Source organism: Fodinibius sp. GM21, from assembly GCF_058386955.1.
In genome coordinates this window covers 38,631-58,340 of record NZ_JBYEIQ010000001.1, presented here as the reverse complement: position 1 = coordinate 58,340, position 19,710 = coordinate 38,631, and the positions used below count along the sequence as shown (strand labels likewise).

Annotated in this window: 19 protein-coding genes; 11 read left to right on the top strand and 8 right to left on the bottom strand. The window is 42.0% G+C overall.

Annotation, left to right across the window (positions count from 1 at the left end; genetic code table 11):
- Positions 1 to 222: 222 nt before the first annotated feature.
- Genes ACT3IB_RS00255 through ACT3IB_RS00245 form a run of 3 tightly spaced genes read left to right on the top strand, consistent with a single transcriptional unit; the run spans position 223 to position 2,604 of the window.
- The gene (locus ACT3IB_RS00255; RefSeq protein WP_491537008.1) at positions 223 to 1,017 is read left to right on the top strand and encodes a PhoH family protein; all 795 of its coding nucleotides are present in this window, start codon (positions 223 to 225) and stop codon (positions 1,015 to 1,017) included.
- 1 nt (position 1,018) lies between these two features.
- A complete protein-coding gene (locus ACT3IB_RS00250; protein WP_491537007.1) occupies positions 1,019 to 1,810 on the top strand; it encodes an MBL fold metallo-hydrolase in 792 nt (263 codons plus the stop codon).
- 2 nt (positions 1,811 to 1,812) lie between these two features.
- Complete coding sequence (locus ACT3IB_RS00245; protein WP_491537006.1) at positions 1,813 to 2,604, top strand: purine-nucleoside phosphorylase; 792 nt, start codon at positions 1,813 to 1,815, stop codon at positions 2,602 to 2,604.
- Between the two features lie 15 nt (positions 2,605 to 2,619).
- On the opposite strand, the gene ACT3IB_RS00240 is transcribed toward ACT3IB_RS00245, so the two are convergent.
- The 3 genes from ACT3IB_RS00240 to ACT3IB_RS00230 are packed head-to-tail and all read right to left on the bottom strand — an operon-like array spanning position 2,620 to position 6,703.
- Positions 2,620 to 4,101: a hypothetical protein gene (locus ACT3IB_RS00240; RefSeq protein WP_491537005.1), complete on the bottom strand. Its 1,482-nt coding sequence runs from the start codon at positions 4,099 to 4,101 to the stop codon at positions 2,620 to 2,622.
- 25 nt (positions 4,102 to 4,126) lie between these two features.
- Complete coding sequence (locus tag ACT3IB_RS00235) at positions 4,127 to 5,110, bottom strand: aldo/keto reductase (protein WP_491537004.1); 984 nt, start codon at positions 5,108 to 5,110, stop codon at positions 4,127 to 4,129.
- A gap of 18 nt (positions 5,111 to 5,128) precedes the next feature.
- On the bottom strand, positions 5,129 to 6,703 hold the full coding sequence (locus ACT3IB_RS00230; protein ID WP_491537003.1) for a cryptochrome/photolyase family protein: 1,575 nt from the start codon (positions 6,701 to 6,703) through the stop codon (positions 5,129 to 5,131).
- Between the two features lie 77 nt (positions 6,704 to 6,780).
- Between ACT3IB_RS00230 and ACT3IB_RS00225 the strand changes: the two genes are divergently transcribed.
- The 6 genes from ACT3IB_RS00225 to ACT3IB_RS00200 all read left to right on the top strand — a co-directional run bounded on the left by ACT3IB_RS00225 (position 6,781) and on the right by ACT3IB_RS00200 (position 11,411).
- Positions 6,781 to 7,266 carry a TIGR00725 family protein gene (locus ACT3IB_RS00225; RefSeq protein ID WP_491537002.1) on the top strand — a complete coding sequence of 162 codons (486 nt, stop codon included), beginning with the start codon at positions 6,781 to 6,783 and terminating at the stop codon, positions 7,264 to 7,266.
- Between the two features lie 110 nt (positions 7,267 to 7,376).
- Entirely contained in the window at positions 7,377 to 7,760 is a 384-nt protein-coding gene (locus tag ACT3IB_RS00220; RefSeq protein ID WP_491537001.1) for a BlaI/MecI/CopY family transcriptional regulator, read from the top strand.
- Positions 7,760 to 9,421 (top strand): TonB family protein, encoded by a 1,662-nt coding sequence (locus ACT3IB_RS00215; RefSeq protein ID WP_491537000.1) that lies wholly within the window; start codon positions 7,760 to 7,762, stop codon positions 9,419 to 9,421. The genes ACT3IB_RS00220 and ACT3IB_RS00215 overlap by 1 nt, the downstream gene beginning before the upstream one ends.
- A gap of 129 nt (positions 9,422 to 9,550) precedes the next feature.
- Entirely contained in the window at positions 9,551 to 10,234 is a 684-nt protein-coding gene (locus ACT3IB_RS00210) for a CDP-alcohol phosphatidyltransferase family protein (RefSeq protein ID WP_491536999.1), read from the top strand.
- A gap of 55 nt (positions 10,235 to 10,289) precedes the next feature.
- The gene (locus tag ACT3IB_RS00205; protein ID WP_322576555.1) at positions 10,290 to 10,472 is read left to right on the top strand and encodes a PspC domain-containing protein; all 183 of its coding nucleotides are present in this window, start codon (positions 10,290 to 10,292) and stop codon (positions 10,470 to 10,472) included.
- 87 nt (positions 10,473 to 10,559) lie between these two features.
- Positions 10,560 to 11,411 carry a Gfo/Idh/MocA family oxidoreductase gene (locus ACT3IB_RS00200; protein WP_491536998.1) on the top strand — a complete coding sequence of 284 codons (852 nt, stop codon included), beginning with the start codon at positions 10,560 to 10,562 and terminating at the stop codon, positions 11,409 to 11,411.
- Here ACT3IB_RS00200 and ACT3IB_RS00195 read toward each other — a convergent pair.
- The 4 genes from ACT3IB_RS00195 to ACT3IB_RS00180 form a co-directional block, all read right to left on the bottom strand.
- A complete protein-coding gene (locus ACT3IB_RS00195) occupies positions 11,408 to 12,268 on the bottom strand; it encodes an SDR family oxidoreductase (protein WP_491536997.1) in 861 nt (286 codons plus the stop codon). The genes ACT3IB_RS00200 and ACT3IB_RS00195 overlap by 4 nt on opposite strands.
- Positions 12,269 to 12,325: 57 nt before the next feature.
- Positions 12,326 to 13,507 carry an acetyl-CoA C-acyltransferase gene (locus ACT3IB_RS00190; protein ID WP_491536996.1) on the bottom strand — a complete coding sequence of 394 codons (1,182 nt, stop codon included), beginning with the start codon at positions 13,505 to 13,507 and terminating at the stop codon, positions 12,326 to 12,328.
- Between the two features lie 85 nt (positions 13,508 to 13,592).
- Positions 13,593 to 15,965, bottom strand: coding sequence for a 3-hydroxyacyl-CoA dehydrogenase/enoyl-CoA hydratase family protein (locus tag ACT3IB_RS00185; protein WP_491536995.1), 2,373 nt, complete (start codon positions 15,963 to 15,965; stop codon positions 13,593 to 13,595).
- 81 nt (positions 15,966 to 16,046) lie between these two features.
- Positions 16,047 to 17,855 (bottom strand): AMP-dependent synthetase/ligase, encoded by a 1,809-nt coding sequence (locus tag ACT3IB_RS00180; protein ID WP_491536994.1) that lies wholly within the window; start codon positions 17,853 to 17,855, stop codon positions 16,047 to 16,049.
- A gap of 141 nt (positions 17,856 to 17,996) precedes the next feature.
- Here ACT3IB_RS00180 and ACT3IB_RS00175 point away from each other — a divergent pair, with 141 nt between their 5' ends.
- Both ACT3IB_RS00175 and ACT3IB_RS00170 read left to right on the top strand, forming a co-directional pair.
- Entirely contained in the window at positions 17,997 to 18,425 is a 429-nt protein-coding gene (locus tag ACT3IB_RS00175) for a hotdog fold thioesterase (protein WP_491536993.1), read from the top strand.
- A 23-nt stretch (positions 18,426 to 18,448) separates the two neighbouring features.
- The gene (locus tag ACT3IB_RS00170; RefSeq protein WP_491536992.1) at positions 18,449 to 18,898 is read left to right on the top strand and encodes a four helix bundle protein; all 450 of its coding nucleotides are present in this window, start codon (positions 18,449 to 18,451) and stop codon (positions 18,896 to 18,898) included.
- A gap of 54 nt (positions 18,899 to 18,952) precedes the next feature.
- Here the strand turns inward: ACT3IB_RS00170 and ACT3IB_RS00165 are convergent, their stop codons facing one another.
- Positions 18,953 to 19,669: a hypothetical protein gene (locus tag ACT3IB_RS00165; protein ID WP_491536991.1), complete on the bottom strand. Its 717-nt coding sequence runs from the start codon at positions 19,667 to 19,669 to the stop codon at positions 18,953 to 18,955.
- Positions 19,670 to 19,710 lie beyond the last annotated feature (41 nt).

The following is a 19,710-nucleotide window of genomic DNA, read 5'->3' as shown; positions in this document are numbered from 1 at the left end:
TAGAGGCCATTTATCGCAGAACAATCCACTGTTAACGAAGAAACCTATCAAATAGATGATATCGAGCCCGTCCTGATTTTAGGTTTTCAGGACGAATATCTTAAAAAGATTGACGAAGCCTATCCCGATTCCAAGATTTCGGCTCGGGGTAATACTATAAGAATATCGGGGCCTAAAGAGGATTGTAACGAACTCGTTGAGGTTTTTAGCGAGCTTGAACGTATGGCTGCTCGTAATCGAGACCTCACTGAAAGTGATCTTGAAACCGTTCTGGCTCTAAAACATAGCGACCGTAAAAGTGAACGGCCCAATCCACTGCATGACACCCGTGTTACCGGTGATTTTATTCTCAATACTCATACCGGAGAAGCAATAACCGCAAAAACACCGGGGCAAAAACAGATCCTTGAAGCCGCTTCTGCCAATGATATTGTATTTACTATTGGTCCGGCTGGAACGGGAAAAACCTATACCTCGGTAGCATTGGCAGTTAAGGCACTGAAACAACGCAAGGTAAAAAAGATCGTACTGGCACGACCTGCTGTAGAAGCAGGGGAAACACTTGGATTTTTACCCGGTGATCTGCGCGAAAAAATTGACCCCTACCTGCGACCACTATATGATGCACTCGAAGATATGATTGAATATGATCGACTTGAGATGCATCTGGCTAAAAACAGTATCGAAATTGCCCCCCTGGCCTATATGCGGGGACGAACGCTCAACAATGCTTTTGTGATTTTAGATGAGGCTCAAAACACTACCAATATGCAAATGAAGATGTTTTTAACGCGTATTGGATTCAACAGTAAAGCCATTATTACAGGTGATATCACTCAAACTGACCTACCCCATAAACAAAAATCTGGACTTATTTCTATTCAGAAGATTCTTAAAGACATAAACGGTATTTCTTTTGTTTATCTCGATGAAAATGATGTTGTCCGCCACAAATTAGTGCGCGACATTATCGAAGCATACGATAAGTACGAAAATAAAAAGAACAAAAAATCGTAGCATGGCGACAAAAGAAATCACTGCCTATCCCCTTTACGAAGGAACGTTTAGCGTAGGTCTGGATACAAAATTTAACCGCATTGATCGAGATGACAAACCTGCCAAAGGAGCCTTAAAAATTTCATTAAATCCCTTTTTGATTCAATCAGGGAAAAAAAATATTCTTTTTGATGTTGGAATCGGCGACTTTGGAGAAGACACAAGTACCAATCTCATCAAGGAAAACCTTGAAAAAATTGGGCTGACGGAGTATGATATTACTGATATTTTTGCCAGCCATCTCCACTACGATCATATAGGCGGACTGGCAGGACAATCATCGGGATACTGGGAACTGACCTTCCCCGAAGCAAAGCTGTGGGTCTCCCAAAAAGGATGGGAAAAAGTGAGAGATATGGATGAATATTATGATGACGATAAAACAGAATTTATTCATTTTTTAGATGCCAAAGCAAATCTTCATTATCTGAACGAAGAGGATCAGCCCTATCCGGAAGTAAAAGTCGAAAAAATTGGCGGACATACCGAATTTTCACAAGTATTGTTATTTGATGACGGTAATCAGAAGTATTTGATGGCCGGTGATGTCTTAGCTACACGAGGTGAAGTTAATCGAAAATTTGCGGCAAAATATGATTTTAATGCCGATCAAAGCATGGAAGCGCGAAAAGCACTAACTCGAAAAGCCTACGAAGAGCAATATACGGTGATGGGGTATCACGATACTCATCATCCTCTATTTAATTTAACCGACTATGACGAGCAACAGGGATACAAAATCGAAGCTATTTAGCAATGTTATTACCTGATTTCACCGACGATATTTTCAATTTTCTTGATAGAAAAAATCTCTCCAGTGACATAGAAGCAGCGGTAATTCTGGGATCAGGGCTGGGTAGCTTTGCCGATCAGATCGAAGAATCATTCACCATTCCTTATGAGGATATTCCCGGTATGCCGGTTTCTTCGGTTCAGGGTCATGCCGGTGAATTGATATTCGGGGAAATATACGGACACTCAATGATGGCCTTTTCCGGCCGGTTTCATCACTACGAAGGCTTTTCGTTCGAGGAAACTGCTACGCCGGTTTATATTGCTAACCATATGGATGCGAATAAGCTTATTATTTCCAATGCTGCCGGTGCCATCAATACCTCCTTTTCGGTTGGGGATTTGATGGTGATCGAGAGCGTAATACGCAACAATTTGGCAATATCACCGCTGGATAATACAAAGCATAGATATCACCATCATCAGTGGGTTCCCAAAGTCCGCAAGATTGCCGCAGACCTGGGGCTTGTTACACAACTTGGCAATTACATGTACGTTACCGGACCTAATTACGAGACTAAAGCGGAGATTAGATCATTCCGAAAGATGGGCGCCGATGCGGTAGGAATGTCCACAGCCACCGAGCTTTTTGAGGCCGCCCGCCTTAATCTAAAAAGCACGGCTATTTCGCTGATCACCAATATGTCGACCGGGGTAACAGGCGAAAAACTCGACCATGAAGAAGTAAAAGCTGCGGCAGATGCTCGTAAAAATGATTTTGCAAAGCTCGTCAAAGCCCTCATTGAAAAGTTATAACCACTAACATGTAGGCTATACATCCATTGTCTTTTGGCTACCGTATGTATTCAGATACTGCTTGAGTTTCAATTTTTTGCGTGTAGAAGCGCTCGTCATATAACGCACTTTCCCATATATAGGACGCTCCTGCCAAGCACGATCAAAGCGACCAAAAATCCAGAAAATACCCGAATAGCTATTGGGGTCACGCCCGTCGATGGCATACCGATTATTTAATTCAATAAGATAAGCCAGCGCAATTTCGGGATTCGGCGTCCATTCCAGCACTTTCTTTCCCCATAACATCCGAAGGTAATTATGCATTACGCCCTCTTCTCTGAGCTGCGTTTGTGCAGCATTCCAAATCTCATCATGGGTTCGGGACTGTGCAAACTCTTCCAGCTTATAGATATACCCTCGCGGATCATCTTTGTGTTCTTCCAGAGTTTCTAGTGCCCAGTCCGGCAGCGTTTCATACTGGTCGTAGTCAGGTTCGTGGTGAGCAAAATGAAAACCAACCTCCCGCCACGTTATTACTTCATCCAAAAACGCATCCACATTGGGATTCCCATTAAAAAATCCGCCTGTGGACCCTTTGTTAAATGTTATGTTATCCAAATTCCACCCTTCGGGCTGATGCTCCAGGACGGTGTCCACAATTTCGTACTCCGATATCTTGCCAAAGTGCAGCCACGGACTTAATCCACTGGTTGCATTGATATCGGGGTCGTTCCGATGTTCATCATACTTGGACAGCCCATGTTGGACAAACTGTCCAAGTTTACCCAGTGCTGCTTGACGTGTGCCCTGCAAGGCAATTTTACCAACCTCGTGATTGATCGGCAGCGAGCTAATAAATGACTCCCGGTTATTGAGCTTTTCATCTGCAGGAGGATATTTCGAAAGAAAGTCGCCCCCTAACTCAATCTTCGACTTATTTTCAAGATCGTCCAACGGATCTTTCTTGGGCGGATGCGTAAAGCACTCCATAAAATTGCGTTGCATAATCTTACGGAAAAAGTAGGCGTTGTAGGGTGCTTTATCCGTAAGTCCCAATGGAATAAGTCCATTAGAATCTACCGTGATATAGGGAACCTCTAATTTCGGTCCCACTTTCTGGTTATGTTCCCGTATGATATATACCGGAAACTCATCCGAAATCACGGTGCATGCATCTTTAGCTAACTCATAAAGCAATCCCTTTCCTGCGCCCGGTTCATCTTCCAGGTAGGAATAATAATTTATATTATTCTCATTGGCATACTGGTGGTTCCCCTCCATCCCTTCCATCAGAAAATGATGAAAACGGTCAGAAGCCCACGGATAATTGCAATTCAACCCTTCATAAATAAGTAGCGGCTTATCTAACTTGTTCGCCCATCCAACGGCATATTCTAGGGCATAATTGTATTGAAAGCGCCGATTTATCTGCATCCAATACAGCACGTAATCCCCATCAGTAATAGGCTCTTTTTCGTTTCGTTTAAAAACACGCTTACTGTTGATGTTTTTCATAATAGATATCAACTATTCTTAATTATTACTCAGGCGGAGCCATAAAAGCGGGACTTACCGGATCTTCGACCGTTGATGCTACTATTTGCTCAACTTCTTTGATCTGCTGATCGGTAAGCTTCCAACCAAAAACCTTCTCAAAGGTAACTTGCTCAGGTTTACGGGCACCCCAGATAGCTGAATCTATTCCTTTATCTAATATCCAGCGGACAGCCAAATGAATCACTTTTTGATCAAAATTCTTATCCGCATATTCTTTCAGCTTTTCAACGGCTTCTAAATGTTTTTCAAAGGTTTCACCCTGAAATTTGGGATCTGCATTGCGACGAAGATCCCCTTTGTTAAAGGTTCGATCTTTACTCATCTTGCCGGATAACAACCCGCGACAAAGGGCACCGTACGTTAATAGTGTAATATCATTCTCTTTGCAATATGGGATAACATCTGTTTCAATACCGCGCTCAAATAAATTATACGGTGGCTGACAGACATGAATAGGTGCAATTTTCTGGAATGTTTCCATCTGTTCGGGGGAAAAGTTAGATACTCCAATAGCTCTTATTTTTCCACTGTCAAGAAGCTCTTGTAAAGTTTCAGCCGTCTCTGCAAAATCGGTCTCTAAATCCGGCCAGTGCACCTGATAGATATCAATATAGTTGGTTTGCAATCTTCGGAGCGAGTCATCCACTTCCTTAAGAATACGATCCCGGGTTGAATTTCGCTGAATATTGCCGTCATCATCCCATTCCAGCCCAAACTTTGTAGCAAGCTGTATTTGATCCCGATTGCCAAACTCCTCCACGGCCTGACCGACCAGTTCTTCACTCTTACCAAAGCCATATACGGGGGCGGTATCAATAGTCGTTACCCCTTTATCGAGGGCTTCTATTACCGTATCAACCGCAAGCTTATCGTCGGAACCGCCCCACATCCAGCCGCCGATAGCCCACGTTCCAAGCGTTACTCTCGAAATATTAAAATCTAAATTGCTTACTTGTGTAAATTCCATAATTAATAATGCTTTTGATTAACCTGAATAACGATCTAATTGATTTAAAAACTTATTACTCGATTCCTTTATAGCCTCTTTATCCTCATCTGATTTCTTATCGTACATATTTACCATAAAGCTATTGCGTCCACTTACCTCAAAAGCTTCGCGTTGCTCATCTACAAAATTCCAATATAAATAATTAAACGGGCAGGCTCCTTCCCCAGTTTTCTTAGTGACACTGTATTTACATGAGGTACAATAATTGCTCATCTTGTTGATATAGTTCCCACTGCTCACATACGGCTTTGAGGCTAAAACACCACCATCAGCAAAAGTTGACATTCCTAACACATTAGGCAACACGACCCATTCATAGGCATCTACATAGGCCAACCAAAACCACTTGTATAGCTCTCTCGGATCGGTTTTCGTGAGATTACTAACGTTACTTAATACCATCAATCGCTGAATGTGATGCGAATAGCCATGTTCTATAACCGGCTTTAAGCTTTGCTGCACGCAATGCATGTCCGAATCACCGGACCAAAAAAGTTCGGGGAGCGGCTTCTCGAAATCCATAAAATTGGCCTCACGAACCTCCGGCATCATCGCCTCATAATAGATTCGGACAAATTCACGCCATCCCAGAATTTGGCGAACCAATCCTTCGACAGAATTAATAGGCGCCTTGCCATTCTTATAAGCTTGAATTGCCCGTTCACAAATTTCCCAGGGCAGCAGCAATCCATTATTCAAATACAATGATAATGTTGAATGAAAAAGCGTTGGTTCATCGGTAGCCATGGCATCTTCGAAGGGACCGAAGTCAGCCAACCGCTGCTCAATAAATTCATCAAGTAAGTGAAACGCCTGTTTTCTGGTCACTGCATATTGGAAACCATCGAGGCTGCCGAAATGATGGTGATGTCGATCCGCAACGAGTGTTAACACTTCTTGAGTAATCGCATCCGGCTCGAAAGAGGTAACCTCAGGCACAGAATATTCTTTGGGCAGCGATTCCCGATTATCCTCATCATAGTTCCACTCCTCTCCCACTGGCTCATCACCAGTCATCAAATAACCGGTTTGCCTTCGCATATCTCGATAGAAGTATTCCATGCGATAGCCGGACTCAATATTTTCTTTCCACTGGTCGGCATCTGCAAAAAAGAAGGCATTGGGAATTTCCGTGGTTCTATTCTTAAACTGATGTTTAACCTCACGAAGCCGCTTACGGCTATCCCATTCCGAAGGCATCATATAGGTAAGAGACAGATTTTGATATTTTTTAAGGACCTCCGAAATTCCTTCACCATAGTGCTGATCGGTGGTATGATAATGCACAGGATAACCTGCTTGATAGCACTCCACCGCAAAGTGGCGCATGGAACTGAGTACGTAAGTTATTTTCTTTTTATGATATGGTAAAGACTCTCCTTTTCCTTTCGCTTCTATAAAAATCAACAACGGCTTCTCTTCGCGAATCCAGGCAGGCCACACCGATAAATTTAATTGATCATGCAGTACAAAAATTGCTTTGTCAAAAACATGTGGATCAGAGTAATTAATGCGACTATCAATTTCTTTTAGATACGGTCGGGATGACATTTTATAGAATTGTGTTTCATGAATGAGTAATATCAATATATTTAATCATAGTGAAGTTCCAATAAAATGCATCTAGTATGAGTAAACCAATTATTGGTGTTATGGGTCCCGGTGAGGGAGCCTTTCCAAAAGATTTAGAACAAGTCTATGAACTGGGGAAATTAATTGCCGAGCAGAATTGGATTCTCTTAACAGGCGGTAGAAATGTGGGCGTAATGGATGCCGCCTCCAAAGGAGCAAAAAGTTCGGGAGGATTAACAATTGGTATCCTGCCCTCCGAAAACAAAGGCGATATGTCTGAATTTGTTGACATCCCTATCTGTACGGGAATGGGCAGTGCACGCAATAACATCAACGTACTTTCATCAGATGTAGTGGTCGCGTGTGGAACAGGCGCAGGAACATTCTCTGAAATAACGCTTGCACTAAAAGCTCAAAAACCTATAGTCCTGTTAAATCCTTCGGAAAATTTGGTAAAGCTGCTGGACGAACTCCCTTATCCTAAACCAGATATCGCCTCTTCTCCCCAGAATGCTATAACCCTAATTCATCAAATTATTTAGATAATTCTCGTTGCGAGTTTGACAAAAAGATTAATACTATTATATTAGTATTAACTGATTAGGACTTAGCATCAAATAGAATATATCACTCATAGTTCAACAATTACAAGATGAAAAAATCACTGACGCCACTTGGAGAAACCGAAATGGAAGTACTCAATCATGTTTGGGATTTGGGCGAAGCTACAGTAAAACAGGTCCGTAAACGAATTTTAGAAGATCGGGAAGTAGCTTATACCACGATCATGACTGTTATGAAAAACCTGGCTGAGAAAGATTTGCTTAAATATCGAAAAGACGGAGTTACATATGTTTACAGTCCTGCCCAAAAACCAGAGTCCGTCCGTTCAAATCTTATCAGTGATTTAATGAAGAAAGCATTTAAGGGTTCTCCCAAAGAACTAGTTCAAGCATTGGTAAACAGTGATGACTTGACTTCGGAGGACTTAAATGAAATTAAATCTATGATTGATAACATGGAGGACAATCAATAATGGAATACATTAACCTACTTCAATCGTTTGGCGATCAAATGATCGGACATTTATGGCTTCCGGTGGTAGTTTGGACTTTGTTAGCAACTCCCATTGCGTTGTTTTTACATAAAAACGAATCGCTACAGCCCATCTATCACTATCACAGCCGCACCGCCCTTCTCTTGGTGCTTCCACTCGGGGTGCTGGGAGCTTACCTAATGGATTTTATCAGCAGTGCCACACAGGCAACGGGTGAGGGCATGTTCATTGTCGTTCAAAACCCAATAACTGTTTCCGGGACGGCTTCAGACCCTTCTATACTTCATGTATTGAGCAATCCCAATTTTTGGATAGGCGCTGGTAGCATAATTGTCGGATCAGTTGCAACGTTACTCGTGCTTAAACTTATTTTCGATTTTGTTCAACTCAAAAATATGGAGCGAGAATTAAATTTCTCTCCACTTACCAGTGACAAAGACTTGATGGGAAATCTTCCATCCGAAAGTAAGAAGTACCGAAATACATTAATCGCCTATTCTGATGGTGTAAACATTCCATTTACTTACGGATGGCTGAATACCAAAATTGTTATCCCGGCTGATCTAAAAAAACAACCCTCTTCACTCGCTATGGCCGTGCAGCATGAGTTGGTACACATTAAAAACCGTGATTTTCTACTGAATAGCCTTCTTATAGTTATAAAATCTCTTTTCTGGTTTCATCCACTAATCTATAGCCTCTATACGTCACGCGAAGAATACAGAGAAGTAATATGCGACAGCGAGGTTTTATCCAACAAAGAATTTTCACAAAAGAAGTATGCCTCTCTCCTCTTTGATCTTGCGAAGCGAGATCATCAGCAAAAATTGGCCCTGAGTATGGCTGTTAATCCTTCTTCACTTAAAAAGCGTATTCAAATCATGTCTAACCAAAATAGTCTATCTATGAATTTTCGATCGAGTTTTCTAATTACTTTTTTCGCTGCGTCACTGTTAACACTTACTATCTCTTGTACTGATATGTCGCAAGACGGCATTACCAACAGTGAAGTTGAACAAACGCAATCACAAATAGCTAATACACCGCCTACACCAAAGCAGCCACTATACATCGTAAATGGCGAAGAATGGGACAATGATGAATCTTCCATTCCAAAATTATCTCGTTTAAAGACCAAATACATAGAATCGATAGATGTATTGAAGGGAGAAAAAGCCAAACAGGAATATGGAAAAAAAGGGGGAAATGGTGTTATTAAGATAAATGTGTTAAATCCCGATAAAGCATTTTCTGATCTAAAAGAAGAAGTTCGCATGGATCCCCCTCCCCCACCTGTTTCTGGTTCTAAATCAGACGAGGGTGATTACTACGTAACTGCTGAGAAAATGCCAGAATTGGTCGGTGGACTAGGCTCCCTACAGCAAATGATCAACTATCCCGAGGAAGCTCGCAATGCAGGTGAACAAGGGCGAGTAATAGTACAATTTATTGTAAACGAACAAGGAGTGGTTGAAGATACAGAAGTTGTGAAAGGTGTAAGTGAAGCGCTTGATCAAGAAGCCATTAGAGTCGTAAAACAAGCACAATTTAAACCGGGTATGCAAGATGGCAAGCCGGTAAAAGTCCAATATTCTTTGCCAATCTCCTATAAGCTACCCGATAGCGGACAAGGTTCCTAGGTCACTGTTATCTATATGTAAAAACTTACATTATTTTACTATGCTAAAAGCGGGACTTCATAGGTTCCGCTTTTTTTATTTTATTAAGGGTGATTAAAAGAAGGATATCATTAACTACATAAACTGTTTGTGAAAAAAGCAGCAGCGTACGGGGTCCATTTATTTACTGCTTTAGGTGCAGGACTTGGCTTGTGGGCACTCATATTAACATATAATGGGTTTTATAAAGAAACGGTTTGGGTTCTTGCCGTAGCTGCCATCGTTGATTCTGTTGATGGAGCATTAGCACGACTAACGCAAACCAAAGAACATGCACCGGCGATTGACGGTGCCCTGATGGATAACATTGTTGATTTTATCACCTGGACTATTGCTCCCCTGCTCTGGATTTTTGCAACAATGAGTATCCCCACGTGGGTACTCGTAATTTGTGCCATCGCCAGCATCTTTGGATTTTCCAATACCAAAGCTAAAACGGATGATCACTTTTTTCTGGGCTTCCCATCATACTGGAATATTGTTGTATTCTACATTTTTCTACTTGAACTGCCCGTTACCTTTGCTTCCGCAATCCTAGTGATATTTGCAATCGTAACATTTTTGCCCGTCAAGTTTGTATATCCATCCAGAACAGAATATTTACGTCCCTTTACGCTGATCCTCGGAGGCATTTTTACGCTCCAGCTAATTGCATTGCTGTATTATTTTGATCAGTCCCCGCCGTGGCTAATTTATAGTTCCTTTTTGTTCCCGTTCTACTACTTTGGACTTTCCTTTTATATGAATATCAAATCGACTGAAACATCCCACTGACTCTACCGTATTATCTCTATATAAAGAAAGATAAAACCATTAACTGATATTACTTATGGGAGCTCGATTAAAGAAATCTCGAACTGATAAAATGATCACCGGTGTCTGCGGAGGCATTGCTGAATATCTTGGATGGGATCCTACCATCGTGAGAATTATTTTTGTAATAACTACCTTTCTTGGATGGGGTAGCCCGGTTCTCCTTTATTTCATTCTTGCCTTGGTGATGCCGGAATAACTCTCTATAAGCATTGGAATCGGTTTTGAAATGATAGCCCTATTTCATAACTATGGATAGTTATTCACTTTAATAAATAATCCAGTTATGAGAATAGGCATCGTAGGTCCCGCCGATCGAGCAGTTGCCTGGGAAAAACATTTACGCCCTCATCGCACTGTCTCAGAAGTAGTCATTGCCGGCAAACTATCTGAAATTGGTGATGTTGATGCGTGCCTATTGATGGATGAGCAAACCGAGAATTTAGACCATTTACTTAAGGCCGTAAAGGCAGGATATCATACGTTTCTAATTGCTCCCATCCCCACCAATACAAAGAAGGTTGAAAAAATTTACCACGCTGCTGAAGAATCGAATGTTCTGGTACAATTTTCTCACTGGCCCACTCTTGCTCCGGCCTCAAAATGGATGGCAAAAAGGATCGAAAAGCCGACTTTTCTGCAAATTAACCGCGAGCTAAACTACTCTGAATTTGCAGAATCCAATCATCCTTTTGAGTACTACTGGATTGATGAGCTTGCTTTTTGCCTACGCTGGGTAAATGGCTCAGTTCATCACATTGATTTAAAAACAGTTGAGCTTTCCGAAGAACATCTTTATGCACTGCATATGATGTTACGATTCGAGAGCGGTGCAACGGCAAATATTTTTATCAATGTGACAGCAAACAACTCTCGGCATCAACGTATGGCTGCCAATAATCACTTTATTGTAAATTGTAACGTTCTGGAACAGTCTGTGCGGCTGGGAGAAGAGAATGGGAATAGGCACCTTTTCTTCAACAGCAAGTCTTTCGATGCCAGTAAGTCAGCTGAATTAGCCGCGCTGGAGTTTCTAAAATCAATTCAACTTAAGCGGGAGACAATTTATAATGCTTATCAGCTTTGGAAGCTGAATAAAACGATAGACAAAATTAAAAAAAGACTTGCCAGGGTTTAGTCTCCTTTCTTGTGCATCATCTTAAAAAATCCCTTTAACTCTTCACGCGATCCCAGTCTATCAATAAAGTTAAACTGACCGGCTGACAAACGTTCCCCGCCATCAATTACTACGCATTCTCCGGTGATATAGGGAGCCATATCTGACATCAAAAATGTAGCAAGATTGGCTAATTCTTCTTTATCTCCGTATCGGCCAGCTGGAATTTTAGATAAAAATTTCTTTTCAGCACTTTCATCCGGAACCAACCGCTCCCATGCACCTTTGGTGGGAAATGGTCCGGGCGCTATAGCATTCAAACGAATGTCATACGTTGCCCATTCGTAAGCTAGCGATCGCGTCATAGCCAGTACGCCTGCTTTTCCACATGCGGATGGAAGCACAAATGCCGAACCCGTATCCTCTGAATAAGTCGTTACCATATTCAGAATATTACCTTTCTTCTTTTCATCAATTAGATAGTTCCCAAAAACGTGTGTGCAGTTGAATGAACCGTGTAAAACGATATCGACCACGGCTTTGAAACCACCGGGACTCAGATCTTCGGAGGCCGACAAAAAGTTCCCGGCCGCATTGTTAACGAGTCCGGTCATCGTCCCAAAATCTGATACAATTTCTGCGATCATTTTCTCGACACGATCATAGTCACGGACATCAGCCACATAATACCTCACAGTACTATCTTGACCTTCTCCCTCAACCTCTTTTACGGCCTTTTGGAGTTTTTCTTCAGTCCGACCACAAATTGCAATATTACTACCCAGTGAAGCAAACTTCTTAGCCATAGCCAACCCTAATCCACTGCCACCGCCGGTAATTAAAATCGTTTGATCTGCTAACGTATCTGATGTAAACATGATTATCTTTTCTAAAATTAGGAAGTACTATCCTGAAACAAATTCAGATGAAATAGGTTACGCTAAGTTTTCAAAAATACCGGCGGCCCCCATACCTCCACCTACACACATTGTCACCATACCAAACTGTTTATCCAGTCGCTTTAAATCGTGCAGGATCTGTGTGGTCAGCTTCGCACCGGTACAGCCGAGGGGATGTCCCATAGCAATAGCTCCACCGTTTATATTGACAATATCTTCGTCCAGCCCAAGCTCGCGAATTACTGCCAACGATTGAGCCGCAAAAGCTTCGTTTAATTCGATTAGATCAATATTCCCTAAATCAAACCCGGTTTGTTTGAGCACTTTTGGTACTGCCTCAACCGGACCAATACCCATAATTTCCGGGGGAACTCCTGCTACCGAAAAACCATGATATTTGGCTATGGGTTCAAGCCCTAATTCATCGGCTTTTTCACGGCTCATAACTATCACAGCTGCCGCGGCATCATTCATCTGAGAGGAATTTCCAGCTGTCACAGAGCCACCTTGCTTAAAGGCAGGATTCAGCTTAGCTAAAATTTCCTTTGAAGTATCGCGCCGTGGACCTTCATCGGTGTCGAAGATAAATTCATTCTCCTCAACTTGTCCCTCTGCTGTCACTTTCTTCTCTTTCACTTGGATAGGGACAATCTGATCATCAAAATAGCCTTCATCCCATGCCTTGAGCGCCCGCTGATGACTGCGATAGGCAAAGGCATCCTGATCCTCGCGATTTATGCCATATTTATCAGCTACGTTTTCAGCTGTCAATCCCATATTGATATAAATTTCGGGATAATTATCCACAAGCTCGGGATTCAGCCTTGAAACATATCCGCCCATAGGTACAAGCGACATCGACTCTACACCTCCTGCAATAATGACATCCGCACCACCCACCATAATACGTTCGGCGGCTTGGGCAATGGTCTGTAGTCCCGAGGAACAGAATCTATTCATCGTAGCAGCCGGGACCGAAGGTGGCAATCCACCCAGTGCAGCACACTGACGTGCGATATTTAGTCCCTGTGCCGCTTCGGGAAACGCACAACCCATAATTACGTCTTCGACCTGTTCGGGCTGAAGATTCGGAGCTCGCTCCAATAAATTTTTGATCACTTCCCCACCCAGTGTATCAGGGGAAGTAAAACGCAGTGATCCTTTATTTGCTTTTCCAGTTGGCGTTCGGGCAGCAGCAACAATTACAGCTTCTTTCATAATGTATATACCTTAAATTAATAGAACACGGTTACAGCTAATTTAACAGATTACCATTGTCAGCTTGATCCGTGTCATCAGTATTCTAATTTCTAAGTGGTTTACCTTTCTTAAGCATGTGCTCGATGCGAGCCTGGGTTCGTTCATCTTCCAACAGTTCCATAAAAGCTTCACGTTCGAGTCTTAGTAAGTAATCTTCAGGCACTTCCTGAGGTTCGCTCAGATCACCACCGCTCATCACATATGCTACTTTTTCGGCCACAACCCTGTCATAATCAGTAATAAAATTGGCCTGATGCATAATATGGAGCATCATTTTCAAAGAACTCAAAGCTTCATTTCCGAGCACTTTTATCATTGGTTTTTCAGGTGGATAATATCCGGTATCAGCCATCCGACGAGCTTCTTCTTTGGCATTAGCAATAAGCAGATCCCGGTTCATAATTATAGAATCCGAATCCCGTAAATAGCCATACTCTCTGGCTTTGGGGGCTCCGTCAGATACTTTAGCCATGCCGATTGTCTTAAATTTCTCTTTAATATTTGGCATAGGATCAACCTGCTCATCATCTAATATCTGCTGCATTGTACGATACAGCATCTCTTTGGTCCCTCCCCCGGCTGGGAGCAACCCAACGCCGACCTCTACCAAACCTGCATATAATTCATGGTGAGCCACTACTTTATCTGCATGTAAAATAAACTCAACACCACCACCAAGGGAACGACCAAATGGGGCTACAATCACAGGAAACTGCTGATATCGCAATCCAACAACCACATCCTGAAAATTTTTAGCAGCTTTTCGGACTCGCTCTTTGTCCCCTTTTTCCCAAGCCCCCATTGCTTCCATCAGGTTGGCACCATACGTAAAATTATCGCCGTCGTGACTAATTACCAACGCATCAAAGTTATTTCCCACAATGGTACAGGCCTTATCCAGCGACTCGATGAGCTCGAATCCAAGCGTGTATTTTCGGGTTCGGAACTCAAAAAGAGCAATGCCATCCCCGAGGTCATACAGCCCGGCGCTATCGTTCATAAAGACATCACTATTATCCGCTTTAAGATTGGCAACCTGAATTGACCCTTCGGCCTGCGGACTCAGCTGTTCGACTTCTCCCGTGGCCAGATTATAAACCGTGCCTTTCTGTTTATCGTAAAATCGCTCGTGACCGCTGTTAAGCATATCAAGCACATTTTTCGGCACATCCAAGCCTTCTTCCTGCATACGATCCACCGACTCTTTAACACCAATAGCATCCCAGCGCTCAAACGGACCTAACTCCCAGTTAAAGCCCCACTTCATCGCACGATCGATGGATTCTACGGATTCAGTAATCTCAGGTATTCGATTAGCGGCATACAGCAACAAATCACAATGCACTCTCCATAAAAAATCCCCTACTTCCGTATCTTGGTTGATCAAAAATTTGAGCCGCTCTTCAGGCGTGCTAAACTTCTTTTGGGCCTCTTTAGCACTTTCAAATTCAGGATCAATCTGCGATTCGTATTCACCTGATTCAGGATTAATAACTTTGTACTCCTTACCGGAATCCGTTCGCACTTTCCTGTAAAAACCTTTGCCCGCTTTGTTGCCGAATTTACCCTCCTCTACCATTTGCTCAAAAAACTCAGGCAGATCGAACACTTCACGCCGTTCGTCATCCGGAATGGCGGGATACAAATTAGAAGCTACGTGATGAATCACATCCAGTCCCGACATATCAGCAGTCCGAAAGGTAGCTGCTTTGGAATAACCCGTAAGGGTGCCAAGCAAATAGTCGATTTCCTCAGCTCGAAAATCCCCGTTAAAGAAGTGAGGCATAATACTAGCCATCGAAAAAATACCGATGCGATTGGCAATAAAATTGGGCGTATCCTTGCACTGCACCACCCCCTTACCCAGATCACGTTCACAGAATTGGGACATATAATCAACAACATCATCTGCGGTTGATTTCGTAGGGATAACTTCCAACAACTTCATGTATCGCGGGGGATTGAAAAAGTGTGTACCCAGAAAATGTGCTTTTAATTCATCCGAACAATCCTCACTGATCTCCCCAATGGGTAATCCCGATGTATTCGAACTGACGATGGTTCCTTCCGTCCTGATATCATCAATCTTTGCCATCATCTCCTTTTTGATATCCATCTTTTCAATAATGGCCTCACAAACCCAATCAACTTCTTTTATAATATCCAGATCATCTGTAAAGTTACCGGGCTTGATGCGGTCAGCATATTCCGGTAATCCCAGCGGAGATGGATTCATCTTTTTGAGCTTATCAATATTATCCAGTACCTGCTGATCGGGATTATCGCTCTCCTCATCTTTTAGATCAAGCAGCCAAACCTCTAGCCCCGCGTTTACACAGTGTGCAGCAATTTGACTGCCCATGGTTCCCGACCCAAGTACCGCAACTTTCTGAATATCGTATTTGCTTGTGGACATAAATATTATCGTATAGAATTTTAATTACGACTGTTAAGTTAATCACGCAACATCGCAGAGAAACCGAATTAATTTAGGTAGTTATTTTTCAGCTTCAGCCTTCTGCTCGTCATCTTGATACATCGACTCTATTTCATCTTCATAACGTTCTTTTACAACCGGTCGTTTAACTTTTAGGGTTGGCGTAAGTTCACCGGACTCAATTGAGAAAGGCGTATCCAGCAGAACAAATTTCTTAACTGTCTCCCAAGGTGAAAGCTGTCTATTCACTTTATCAACCTCGCGCTGTATAAGCCTCCGAATTTCCGGATCCTCATTCTCGGGATCCGAAACGGATTTTCCACGTCCCTTCAACCATTTTTTTACATTGTCATAATCGGGAACAATCAAAGCCGAACAGAATTTTCGCTGGTATCCAATCACCATTGTTTGATCAATAAATCCACTTTCAGTTAAAAGATTCTCAATAATTTGTGGGGCCACATATTTTCCTGTAGAAAGTTTAAAAACTGACTTCTTACGATCGGTTATAAACAGATAGTTATCTTTAAGCTTACCCACATCACCGGTCATAAACCAGCCGTCATCTGTAAATACCTCGTCTGTTTTTTCCGGATTGTTGTAATAGCCTCCCATCACATTGGGACCTTTCGCAAGAATCTCACCATCATCGGCAATTTTAATATCTACATTTGAAAGCGGCGTTCCTGAACTCCCTACGCGCATATGATCCTTATCATTAACTGAGAGCACCGGCGACGTTTCGGTAAGTCCGTATCCCTGCATGCAAATAAGCCCCATAGCATTCATAAATCGGAATAGATTGGGTGACAGCGCTGCCCCACCACTCACCATACCGAGAAGGTTTCCACCGAATAACTCACGAATTTTTGAATAGACCAGCTTATCAGCAATTTTGTGCTTAATAGCATCTAATCCGCTCGGTGGGTTTTCCGGATCATATTCTTCTGCTCTGTTTATCGCCCAGTAATACAACTGCTTTTTGAGCCCGCTCATCTCCTGTCCCTTTACTTTGATTCCCGTATGGATTTTCTCCAGCAGCCGTGGCACTGTAGCAAAGTAATAAGGTTTCACATAGTCAAAGTCGTCGCGTATCTCATCCACATCTTCAATGTAGTAAATGGGATATCCCATGCTTAGATACATATAGGTAATCATCCGCTCGAAGACATGCGAAAGCGGTAGATACGACAGCATTTGTTCATGCTCTCGGACCGTCTCATCAAAAGGTACACGCTCCAAGGAGGCCAGCAGGTTTGAAGCAATATTATTGTGCGAAAGCATCACGCCCTTGGGATCTCCTGTTGTGCCGGAAGTATAAATCAGGGAAGCCAAATCATCTGGCTGCACCTTTGATCGCAGCTCGTCGAAGAGCTCAGGGCTTTCCTGATCCTTCTTTGCTCCCATTTCCAGGATATCCACAAACTCTTTAAGCTTGCCATGTTTCGATCCGAAAATTGAAATTATCGCTTTAACATTGGTAACTTCTTTAATGATGGGCTTTGTATCAGCAAAAAGTTCATCATTCGAAACAATATGCACTTTGGTTTCAGAGTTCTCGAGGATATACTTAATCTGTTCTCCGGGTTGTGTAGTATAAATGGGGACATTTACCGCTCCAAGAGAAAGAATGGCCTGATCACAAATTACCCATTCAGCACTGTTCTCGGAGTGTAGGCTCACCTTATCACCGGCACGTACCCCAAGCTCATATAATCCCAGTGCCAGCTTCCGCACTTTTTCCTGAAATTCAGCTTTACTCGTTTCTATCCATTCCCCATTTCTCTTCGTAGAAATGAATACATCTTTATCATGCTTTTGAATACCTTTTTCAATCTCAGTTATAATAGTGGTCGGATCGTAAGCCATAACAGTACGCTATTTTATTGTTGATGACGTTCTTTACCAATAATTTAAACGATTGTGGATGATTTAAAAGTCTATTTAAATTTTTTCTTCCAATTTTATAATTAACTTCGCACCCACTAATCAATTGTAAGAGAATCATTTATGTATATCCAACCGAATATTGAAAAACGAGTAGAAAAATTTCTTTCGGTCTCTGAAAAAAATATGGGAGACACCCTCGGAATTTCCTTCACTTCCTTTAAGTCTGATGAAGTAAAAGCCACGATGCCGGTCAATGAAAATACTATTCAACCCTTTGGATTACTCCACGGCGGAGCCTCTGTTGCTCTGGCCGAAACACTGGCATCCATCGGGGCTTGGCTAAATATTGATGAAGAGGGAAAAACAGCAGTGGGTGTTGAAATTAATGCCAATCATGTACGCGCCGCAAAAAAAGGAGAGACCGTTCACGGTATTTCCAGACCTACCCATACCGGTCGTCAAACGCAGATTTGGGAGACCAAGATTTTTAACGAAGATGAAAATTTAGTATGCATATCTCGGTGTACACTGGCTATTGTAGATATTTAGTAGTGAGTAATGAGATGTGAGATTTGAAACTTAGCAACAATTTCTGCAAAAATGCTTGTAAGGATTACCCAACTATTCGGTCATACTATTATAAAATATCAATTAAGTCTTTTACTTTGCACCGATATAAAAAGTTAGATATCTGGAAACGATCCATCTCTTTAGCCACTGAAATATATGAGGTAACTACCAACTTTCCGATTGAAGAAAAATATGGATTAGTTTCTCAACTCCGAAGGTGTGTTGTATCTATTGGATCAAACATTGCAGAAGGAGCTGGACGAAATACGAATAAAGATTTTAAACGCTTCTTAAGTATCGCATACGCTTCATCATGCGAATTAGAAACACAACTAATAATTGCAAATAACTTAGATTTACTTCCTGAAAATACTATTAATATACTATCAAGTGAGATCAATCAACTTCAAAAAATGATGTTCACCTTCTCCCAAAAGCTATCTCCCAAGTAAAAATTTACTTTCCAATAATCTCAATACTCACCTCTCACTACCAAATACTATAACCTATTCATACAGCTGCTGCAATAACTTACGTTTGGTAACAGGGAAAATGGTTTCCCGAAATGGAAAGTCCAGATCAGTATTGAATGCGAAGGTAGCCGGATTGGGTAATTCTTTATTTTCATCAATCAGGTCCAACTTGATGGCATTCGGTGATCGATAAGCATCGCCCTGTTCTAATCCTTTTAAAAAGGCTGTCTTAAGCGATCGATATTTATCCTGTGAGCTTTCAAAAACGGTAAGCTCATATTGGTAAAGCAGTAATTTTGACTCCTCGTTATCGGGCACAAAAAAGTAGCCCTCATCCGTATAATTAGGGATAATCCCAACTTCTTGGAGCTTAATTTCATCGTTTACAAACTCATAAATCGCTTTCCCTTCCTCGATTTTTGCTTTGATTAATGGCAGTCCCCATTCAATCAGATCTTCCACTTTAGCTAGATCTGAGCCATCCACAAACACCACCTCGTGTTCAATAACCTCATTTACAAAGTCGATCTTTTTGATACGCTTTGGAAATTCATCCCGCAAATCCCGCAGTCGATTCAAGATATCATCCAGCGTAGTATAGAGTTCTACCAAATGACTCAGATGCGGATAAATTTTATTCATCTGAAAATCATCAGAAATAGATTTTAATCCCGCTAATATCTTGTACTGCTGAGATTCCAAGTCAGACTGAAGATGTGTAAACAGATCAAGATCCAGTGAATGAGCCATAGTGACCTCCTGCGTTTGTACCGTGATGTAGATGATCCCTT